At 57.7% G+C, this 8,497-nt stretch carries 7 protein-coding genes and 1 tRNA gene; 3 read left to right on the plus strand and 5 right to left on the minus strand.

Annotated elements, in window-relative coordinates:
* Nucleotides 1–181: hypothetical protein (locus OEZ49_RS22680; RefSeq protein ID WP_263390423.1), on the plus strand; the 181-nt coding region annotated here is incomplete at its 5' end.
* Between the two features lie 143 nt (nucleotides 182–324).
* Nucleotides 325–2,820, plus strand: a complete 2,496-nt coding sequence (locus OEZ49_RS22685) for a DUF3883 domain-containing protein (protein ID WP_263390424.1) — start codon at nucleotides 325–327, stop codon at nucleotides 2,818–2,820.
* A 692-nt stretch (nucleotides 2,821–3,512) separates the two neighbouring features.
* On the opposite strand, the gene OEZ49_RS22695 is transcribed toward OEZ49_RS22685, so the two are convergent.
* The 3 genes from OEZ49_RS22695 to OEZ49_RS22705 all read right to left on the minus strand — a co-directional run bounded on the left by OEZ49_RS22695 (nucleotide 3,513) and on the right by OEZ49_RS22705 (nucleotide 6,129).
* On the minus strand, nucleotides 3,513–4,109 hold the full coding sequence (locus tag OEZ49_RS22695) for a hypothetical protein (RefSeq protein WP_263390425.1): 597 nt from the start codon (nucleotides 4,107–4,109) through the stop codon (nucleotides 3,513–3,515).
* 547 nt (nucleotides 4,110–4,656) lie between these two features.
* Nucleotides 4,657–4,875, minus strand: a complete 219-nt coding sequence (locus OEZ49_RS22700; protein ID WP_263390426.1) for a helix-turn-helix domain-containing protein — start codon at nucleotides 4,873–4,875, stop codon at nucleotides 4,657–4,659.
* Nucleotides 4,876–4,992: 117 nt separating this feature from the next.
* The gene (locus OEZ49_RS22705) at nucleotides 4,993–6,129 is read right to left on the minus strand and encodes a tyrosine-type recombinase/integrase (protein WP_263390427.1); all 1,137 of its coding nucleotides are present in this window, start codon (nucleotides 6,127–6,129) and stop codon (nucleotides 4,993–4,995) included.
* Nucleotides 6,130–6,229: 100 nt separating this feature from the next.
* On the opposite strand from OEZ49_RS22705, the gene OEZ49_RS22710 reads away from it, so the two are divergent.
* Nucleotides 6,230–6,313: transfer RNA gene (locus OEZ49_RS22710), tRNA-Leu, on the plus strand.
* Nucleotides 6,314–6,477: 164 nt separating this feature from the next.
* Here the strand turns inward: OEZ49_RS22710 and OEZ49_RS22715 are convergent.
* Both OEZ49_RS22715 and OEZ49_RS22720 read right to left on the minus strand, forming a co-directional pair.
* A complete protein-coding gene (locus OEZ49_RS22715; protein ID WP_263390428.1) occupies nucleotides 6,478–7,959 on the minus strand; it encodes a recombinase family protein in 1,482 nt (493 codons plus the stop codon).
* A gap of 21 nt (nucleotides 7,960–7,980) precedes the next feature.
* Entirely contained in the window at nucleotides 7,981–8,160 is a 180-nt protein-coding gene (locus tag OEZ49_RS22720; protein ID WP_263390429.1) for a hypothetical protein, read from the minus strand.
* Nucleotides 8,161–8,497 lie beyond the last annotated feature (337 nt).

The raw sequence follows: 8,497 nt of genomic DNA on the forward strand, positions 1-8,497 counted from the left end.
TAACCGCAGAGACATAATCAAGGCTGGGTCAAATCTCGATAAAAATACCGGGTCACTTCTCAGCAAAAATCAACAGTCCAACACCTCTCTTTTTATGGCCGAAAGTTCCTTTCTGCGCGAATTGGACGTTACGATCGTGCACAGCGCGACTGGGACGAACGTCGCGTTGTCACACCGATAGGCGCGTTCCTGCGATCCGAGGCGTGGCTGCAGGGCGACCTGCGCGGTGAACGCATATTCCTTTCACCAAACCAGTGTTGGGCATCAAGGACGAAAAGACCAGGAGTTCCAGCATTTATTCCGCGTCTTTCCGACGACGCTAGAGTGCTTGTCGAGAGAGAGGAGATCGCCAAGATCTCATTTGGCGATGCGCTTGGACTTCTGGATTGGGCCAGTCCTGAGACGGCACCGCTGCGCCTCGCCGCTCTGGCGAACTCTGCCAGAAACCTTCAGTCGGGTGATGTGGCGACCTTTCGACGCCAATACGGCCGGGCTTGGGGGGAACTGGCCGAGAGCGGTGCAACGTTGCCATCTGACCTTCCGCTGGCGGCTTATCGTTTCGGAAACCTAGCGTACATCGAGGTCGACAAGGCTGAGCCGATCGAGGTGATCCTTGTCGACAACGCACAAAGCTTTGAGGCGCGGGCCCTTTCCGCCGCCGGCCTTGCCATACTTGAAGTGGGGGACGCCGAGCTCGATATCATCGTGGAGAGCCTCAAACACATCAACGGCTATTCGCCCAGTAAGCTGGACCGAGACTCCGTCCGGTTGCTTGTGGATGGTTCGGTGTTCGTGCCTAGGAACGATGACGACCATCTGGTATCACAAGGCCTAGACTGGCTTCCAGAAGTCGCGGTGATTGCCAACGAGGTTGCGGGCGAGAACCTTGAGCGAGGGATTCAGCATGCCACTCTCGACAAGGCGATCCGAGCGATTAGGCTTCGGAGGTGCAGTTCAATTTCACTGCAGGTGGCTGACCAGGAGGTGACGGGCGGTGGGCGCATGGACTGGTACGCCTTCCGGGATGATGCCAGCCCGACGCTTATCCTGACGCACGGCGTATCTCTCGATTGGCCACGCTTGGCGAAGGGTCTTGCTTCCGAGATATCCAAGCTTACCGACACGCGACTTCGTTCCCTAGAGTTGGTGCTTCTCCGCTTGGCGGCCGGACGCCCCGAAGGCACTCTCGAACGTCCCTCAGATTCGGAACTCGCCACTGCGCTTGGGTGTGATATCGGAATTGTCGAAGATATGCGCGCGGGGATGCGGACCGATCTGGCCCACGTCCTTTACCTTGTGGTCCCGGTTATCGCATACTTCGAAGGTGCCGAACTGGCGCTCGCCCTTGGCGAAGCCGCAGAGGACGCGGGGGCGGAATTCAGCCTGCGGGGTTGGCTAGAGACGCATCTTTCGGAAAACTCCCCGCGCACCGGCGACCTGCTCGCCGCCTGCGAGGAAAGCCCCGACCGGCGTTCGATTTCGGCGACGCTGGGGCTTGACTACGGAAAGTTCAACCGGGTTCTTCAGTCTCTCGGTGAAGAAGCCCTATCTAGCGAAGCAGAATTGCGGGCCACCTTCGAAGCGTACCTGCGCGAGTTGGCGCCAGGGCTCCGAGACCGGCTGAGATGCCTGCATCTTGAGGATTACCGGCAAGGACGCGGGCTTTCCACCTACCTTTCAAGGCGCGAGCTTCAATTCATCCCGTTCGATCCGAGTTGGGTCCTAGATCGCGAAACGATCGACCGTCAGACGGTTGTCACGCATGTGGAGCGGTCCTTTGCTGATGCGGTGGGAGAAATCCCGGAAGCGGATCTTCCGGCCTTCGAGAAGATGATTAGCGAAAACCGAAAAGTGGTCCGCGCCTTTGCAAGCGAGGCCAAACCCATACTAGGGGCGTGGACCCGAAAGAACCATCTCGATCTACCAGAGATCTGGGAACGAGGTGAGGCACAAGATGTCGTGCGCCTAGTGGAGAATGCAGGCTTCCTTGACTTCGAGGTGATCAAACAGGACCAAGTGGCTAGTCTCTGCGAGAGGGCGGGCATCTGGCCCGCGGAAATGCCTGCACGGATTGATCCGGAAGGTCTCGGGCTTGACGAAGGCGCTGTGCGCGAAGAGCAGGAGCGGAAGGCCAGAGAGCAGCAAGAACGTGATCGTCGGAAGCGCATCATCCAATTCGCTGGACAGGATCTTGATCCAGGTGATCCGTCGTTTGCTGTAGCCATGCAAAACATTGCCGAGGCCGCGATCGAGTCTGACGATGGCTGGTTCGCAAGGAGTCGTCAGCGCACTAGGCTGGTACCGTTTGATGAGACGTCGAGATCGGACTCCGGTGGTGGCAACGGCGGGGGAGGTAAGCGGGGGCAGCGGGCCGCACGCCTGACCGACACGCAGAAGGTCGCAATGGGCGTCGCCAGTGAATGGTTGGCCTATCAGTACCTCAAGCGACGGTTTCCCGATGCCGTCGGCGAGAGCTCGTGGATATCGGAGAATAGAACGAATTTTTTTGGCGGCAGCGAAGGTGACGATTCAGCTGGCTACGACTTTCTTGTGCAGACACCAACGGTCGAGTGGATGTTTGAAGTCAAGTCTACCCTTGAGGATGGATGCGAATTCGAACTGACCTCGAACGAACTTCGCGTCGCCAGCTCCGCCTCAAGCACCGGTCACAGACGATATCGCATTCTCTATGTTCCGCATGTCTTTTCGCCTGAGAAGTGGTGTGTTTTTGAGCTTCCCAACCCAATGGACAAAGAAACACAGGCGCAGTTTTCCGTCGTTGGACGCGGCTCGCTCAGGCTGCGCTTTGAGCGCCGGTAGGGAGAAGAACTGGATCCAGGCCATTCAAGGCAAACCTTGGTTCGTCTTCTTCCGCCTCTACGGCCCGACCGAGGCGTTCTTCGAGCGCGAATGGATCCTGCCGAATGTCGAAAAGGCAGGGTGATGAGATGAACCGCGGCAACATGGACAGGCCGCGGCCAGAGTCAAAACGAAGGGGCGTCAGGAGGTCATGGCGGCAGCGTTAGCGCGCCATGCCCTGTCCACCCCATTCACTGCCAGCAGATCGCGCCGTGCCTGCGCGATCTCGAAAGCGGCGCCGATGAAGCACGGAGCACGCGCGGGTGCTTCCGATCCAGATATCGGAAATCCGCCAGCAACAAGGCCGACCCTCGGCCGCGTCAGCACGACCGCTCCGGGCTCGGAGCACCAGTTCGTGGCGCCGATCACGAACGGCCGTTTCAGCCGATTTCCCCGAAGTGATGGGGCTGCTCCGCCCACACCACCGGAAACGGCTCTAGTGCCTGCGCCAACGTCAAGTCTGTTCCCTGCCACCCGTCAAGGATCGCCTCGACGATGTCGGGCGCGAGCAGCGAGCGCCGCAGGACCCGGGTCCTGTAGGACGGCGCGCGATCCCCTCGTGTTCGGCGAGTTCAGCGGTGGTGCCGAACTCGCTAGTTTCAAGCAAGCGCATTTGACCAGCGTGGTGATTGGCTTGCGCGACTGTACGGCACTTATGCGACCGGAGTGAGGTGCGGCTTGCCGATACTCTGCAGATACGCTGCTACCTGTTTTTCCGGAGCGCCTTCCATGATCGGGAGGCTCATTAGCTCAGACCAGTTCAGGGGCGTGCTTTCGGTCAGTGCGATTTCAACGATCTCCTTTACATCCTCTTGGCCCCATTCTTCGGAATAGATGGGCTCTTCGGGCGGTGCTTCGAAATCCCGAAAGGGTTCGTATCCAAAGAGATTGACTTTGCGTGGCTCGAAGTGGAGCGGATTGATACACATTTCCGTAGCGCAGAGTTGGTGGAAGCGAAACGGGAAGGGCTTGTCGTGAAGCTTTTCGAACAGAAGGCGGGGAATTTGGTAGGTCTTCTTCTGGAAGTTGATCACAGGCCGACGGTGATCGAAAGAGATGCCAGTATAAGGCATGTTGTCATAGCCCCGCCGCATGCGCTGACGATGTCCGTTTTTTCCAGAGGCGGCACCATGCCAAATAATACAGGTATCAGGTAAATCTTGGACGGTGCCCTGGCCAAGTACGATCTTTTCCAAGGCGGGGGTGCGGGATTTCTTGGCAATGCGTTTTGCCAGGGTTTCAAGTTTCATTGGGATCTCCTGTGTTTAAATCGAAGGTATTGCCGGAGTGGCGTCCGGCTTGGGTGATGGGGCGAGTCTGCCAGGTAAGGTGCTTCCGGTTTGCCGAAATCAAACTAAATCTGGACGGCCAGATGGGCGCCAATTCTCTGATGGCCTAGGCGCTCATTACTTCTGGAAAAAAAATATTAATTTCCAGAAATTGGTTTTTTCTATACAGTAAAGCTGAAACCAAGGCCATCCAACTTTCTTAAATATTCTTTCTTACCTATCTCTTTCCGAAGGAGAAAAAGAGGAAAGAAAGAAGATTAATAGGGTAAGCTGCGCATGTGACGCATGCTGGCCGTCTCATCGCTCGAAAGTGGTTGCATTTGGTTAATGTTGTCCATGTTCAGCAGTGGTGGGGCTAGAGCGTTTCCTGGATTTTGAGTATGACAAGTTCCGGCACGTATCCCTTTTCAGGGTTTTTTGTTATGGATAAGAGACGGTTCCAGCAATATGCATGGCCGAGGTCAACCACTTTGTTTTTTGATTGCTCATATCTGCTCGTGCTTTTCTATTAGTCGTTTGTGAATTTGCGCGTTGGTGAGGTTTCGTTTTGTACAAGCCACTTTTCGATGGCATTTTTCCGGTACAGGACCGTACGTCCGACTTTGCAGCGGGCAGGGCCGATACGCAGCGCATGCCAGCGGCTAAGCGTGCGCAAAGAAACGCCCAAAAATTTGGCCACTTCGGCGGGTTTCATGTGCGTGCTGTTAGTTTCCATCAGTTTTTCCATATGGCTTCCAATGTATGGAGAAATGACAGATTTGACGGACTCTGAATAGGTTCTATTTCGCGAAATCCGCCCTATTTCCGGAAATTAAAAATTAATACAATTTTAAGATTTTAAAAATCACTTATTGGTCGATATATTTGAAAACGAGTTGGCAGCCCGCCGCAGCGGGTCATCCATGAGGTGGGCATAACGGAGGGTCGTTTGGTGCTGAGAGTGGCCCAAAAGCTTGCCGATGGCTTCCAAGGGAATGCCACCAGAGATCAGAACAGACGCAAAGGAATGCCGCAGATCATGAATACGCAGATCATTCAGGCCTGTCTCCCGCTTGAGCCAGCGCCAGGGACGATTCAAATCAGGCAAATGCGAACCGGTCGCAGTTGGGAAGAGATAGCTGTCGGTCGCATTTTCTTCCATGGCCCTCAGAAGAACCAGTGCTTCATTCGAGAGTGGGATACGTTTCCGTTTCCGATCCTTGCTCTTGTGCGGTGGCCGGTTCCAAATCCCCCTTTCAAGGTCGAGGTCGCTCCATTCCAGAGACAGCACTTCGCCACGGCGAGCACCTGTGAGGATCAAAAGCCGGATTGCGTTAGCGGCTTTTTGGTTTTGCATCCGATTGAGGGCGTCAAATACCCGCTCGTATTCTGCCGACGTTAGATATCGCTCGCGCGAATGCTCGGAGTTCCTGCGAAACCCATCGGCAGGGTTCTTCTCTATCCAACCCCACCGGATTGCCAAGTTCAGGGCCTTGCGGAAGACCTCAAGAACCCGGTTTGCACGGGTCTGGCCTGCCTCGCTGACATGCGCATGCAACCGATCGACATGCCGACTGGCTAGTTCCCGCACCTGAACGTATTGGAGATCCGGCAGAATGTATTTCATCCACATGCCACGTTGATCCGTCTGGCTTCGCTCAGACAAAGTGGGCAAATGAATCCGTTCGTATTCGATCCAGAGATCGCCGACATTCGGAGCAGCTTTACGCTGGTTCCTTTCCTCTAGAGGATCTTCCCCTTGGTCTATCATCCGGCGCAGCCGCTTAGCCTCTTCGCGGGCCGCCGAGGCACTCCAGGCAGGATAGCTTCCGATGGTCATCCGGCGTTCCCGCCGGTTGACGGTGTAGTTCAGGACAAACGACCTCGACCCGGCCTTTGTGACACGAAGCCCGAAACCTGGAATGGCGTCGTCATAATGGATTTTATTGCCCTTTTCGGGGGCTTCGGCCCGCTTGGTGAATCTCTCGGTAATATTTGCCATTGTGTCCGTCTCATGTCCGGCAATTGTCGGACACAGATGGCATGGTCTGACTCTTTGGGTCAACCTATGCCGTTCCAATTTCCCGAAATCAAAACGGAAGTGCTAGATACATGGGGAAAATCACAAACTGGCACGCAGGCTCATAACCTGAAGGTCGCAGGTTCAAATCCTGCTCCCGCAACCAACACAATTTCCTCAGACATATCAAAGGCTTCTGGCGTGTCGCCCGGAGCCTTAGACATGTTCGCGCCTTCCGCGCCCGTCGCCAGCCGCAGCAGCCCCGCCAGATCCCCCTCCAGAGTCAGATCCAGGCCAGTGCCTTCCGCCGCGGGCGTCAGCACGATCCGCTCAACCAGCGCCCGCAGCGCCTCCTTGGCTTCTTCCATGCCTTCGGCGGAGCCAAGGGTCCTGATCAGCGGCGACACCCGCTCCCGGTAGGCCTCCGCCATCGATGGGTGAAACACCACCGTGTCCGGGGCAGGGATATGCTCCAGCTCCCGTTCCAGCTGCTGGCGCCGCGCGTCGAGCTCGATCATCCGGTCTTTCACCTGGTCTGCGGGAATGCCCGCAATGATCGCATCCACCAGCTTCTGGTGGTCGCGTTTGGCGCGGGCGAGCGCCTGTTCCTTTTCCTTGCGGTTCCCGGCGGCTGCGGCCTTCAGCCGGTTGCGCTCGGCAGTGTATTCTTCGCAGAAGACCTGCACCGCATCCGGATCCATCAGGTGGTTCGCCAGAGCATCCAGCACCCGGGCTTCCAGGTCGACCTGCTTGATCGTGCGCTTGTTGCTGCAGACCGCGGCGCCCTTGTTGCGGGCCGGGGAGCATCCGAAGCTGTCCTTTGGAGATCTTGGCAAAGCCGCCGCCGCAACAGCCGCAGGCCATCAATCCGGAAAACAGCGTCTTCGGGCGGCGCCGGTCCCAGACCGAGGTCGATGTGCCTTTTGTCTTCAGCGCGCCCTGGCGGCTGCGGACCGCCTCCCAGAGATCCTGATCGACGATCCGCAAATGCGGGACTTCTGTGACCGTCCAGTAACTTTCCGGGTTCAGCCGGGAGATGCGCTTACCCGTTTTGGGATCCTTCACATAGCGCAGCCGGTTCCAGATCTGCCGGCCGATGTAGAGCTCATTGTTCAGGATGCCGGTGCCGCGCTGGCGGTTACCGTGAATGGTAGAAGCGCCCCAATAGCGGCCGGACGGGGCGGGAACACCTTCTTGGTTGAGCGCTTCGGCGATCTTCTTGGGGGATAGGCCACGGGCATAATCCCGAAAGATTCGACGAACAACGTCTGCCTCTTCCGGGTGGATCTCCCGTTCTCCGCGGATCACCTCGCCGCTGGACGTGAGTTGCGGCTTCATGCGGTAGCCGTAAGCCTTGCCGCCCGCGGATTTGCCCTCCAGTGCGCGGCCCTTGAGAGCACGGTGGGTCTTCATCGCGATGTCCTTGAACTGCAAGGCATTCATCGTCCTCTTGAGCCCGATATGAATCTCCGAAATCAGACCTTCCGAGAGGGTCTCGATCGGGAGGCCGTTGAAGCAGAATTCCTGGTAGATGTGGGCAATGTCGGCCTGGTTGCGACTTAGACGGTCGAGGGCTTCCGAGATAACCACATCGAAGGTGCCGCCGCGCGCATCGCGCAGCAGGGCCTGCATGCCGCTGCGCATAAGGCTGGCGCCGGAGATAGCGCGGTCAGAGTAGGTGGCAACGACTTCAAGTCCCTGCGCCTTGGCGTAATCTGTGCAGCTGCGGATCTGGTCTTCGACAGAGGCGTCGCGCTGCAGGTCACTTGAATACCGGGCGTAGATGGCGGCGTGGAGTTTGGGCTGGGACATCGGTGCCTCCGAGGATTGGTTCTAATCTGGCTTGTTCTCATCCCGGTGGCCGGCGCGGGCGGCTTCCCGGGCCAGGGCGCGCATCAACGCGTGCAACTGCGCCTGAGTGCCGGGTGCATCGGTCGGGCGGACGGTGGTTTTACCAGCGAGCGCATCGGGTGCCCGCTGGCAAATGACATAGCTCTTTTGGTCCCGTGCCATAGGCCGAGGTCTCCCGCCGCTCCCAGGCCGGTGCCCGGGGCGTTTTTCTTGATGCTGCTGAACTGGCCGGGAATTGCCCCGGCGGTTGTTGGCATCATCATAACGGGAGCGGGAGGGCGACGGGCCCCGTGAAAGCGGGGACGATGCCGCCCCGGGCCGGGTTTATGTGGATAACCCCGCTGGCGGGGCTCTTGTCCGGCGCCGAGCGGGGGCGCCGGGAGGTTTGCTTTTGGGACAGCACCGGGCCGCAAACTATTACCTGTTGATTGCCACTGAGAATTGACCCGGCAACCGCCAAAATTGCCACTGAGATTTGACCCATGTGCAACCTTTCCCC

The sequence above is a fragment of the Ruegeria marisflavi genome (assembly GCF_025673445.1).
In the GTDB taxonomy this organism is placed as follows: domain Bacteria; phylum Pseudomonadota; class Alphaproteobacteria; order Rhodobacterales; family Rhodobacteraceae; genus Ruegeria_B; species Ruegeria_B marisflavi.

Coding starts and splice junctions, on each gene's coding strand:
- OEZ49_RS22700 (WP_263390426.1), bottom strand. CDS start 4,875: ATGGAAAAACTGATGGAAACTAACAGCACGCACATGAAACCCGCCGAA.
- OEZ49_RS22695 (WP_263390425.1), bottom strand. CDS start 4,109: ATGAAACTTGAAACCCTGGCAAAACGCATTGCCAAGAAATCCCGCACC.
- OEZ49_RS22715 (WP_263390428.1), bottom strand. CDS start 7,959: ATGTCCCAGCCCAAACTCCACGCCGCCATCTACGCCCGGTATTCAAGT.
- OEZ49_RS22720 (WP_263390429.1), bottom strand. CDS start 8,160: ATGGCACGGGACCAAAAGAGCTATGTCATTTGCCAGCGGGCACCCGAT.
- OEZ49_RS22705 (WP_263390427.1), bottom strand. CDS start 6,129: ATGGCAAATATTACCGAGAGATTCACCAAGCGGGCCGAAGCCCCCGAA.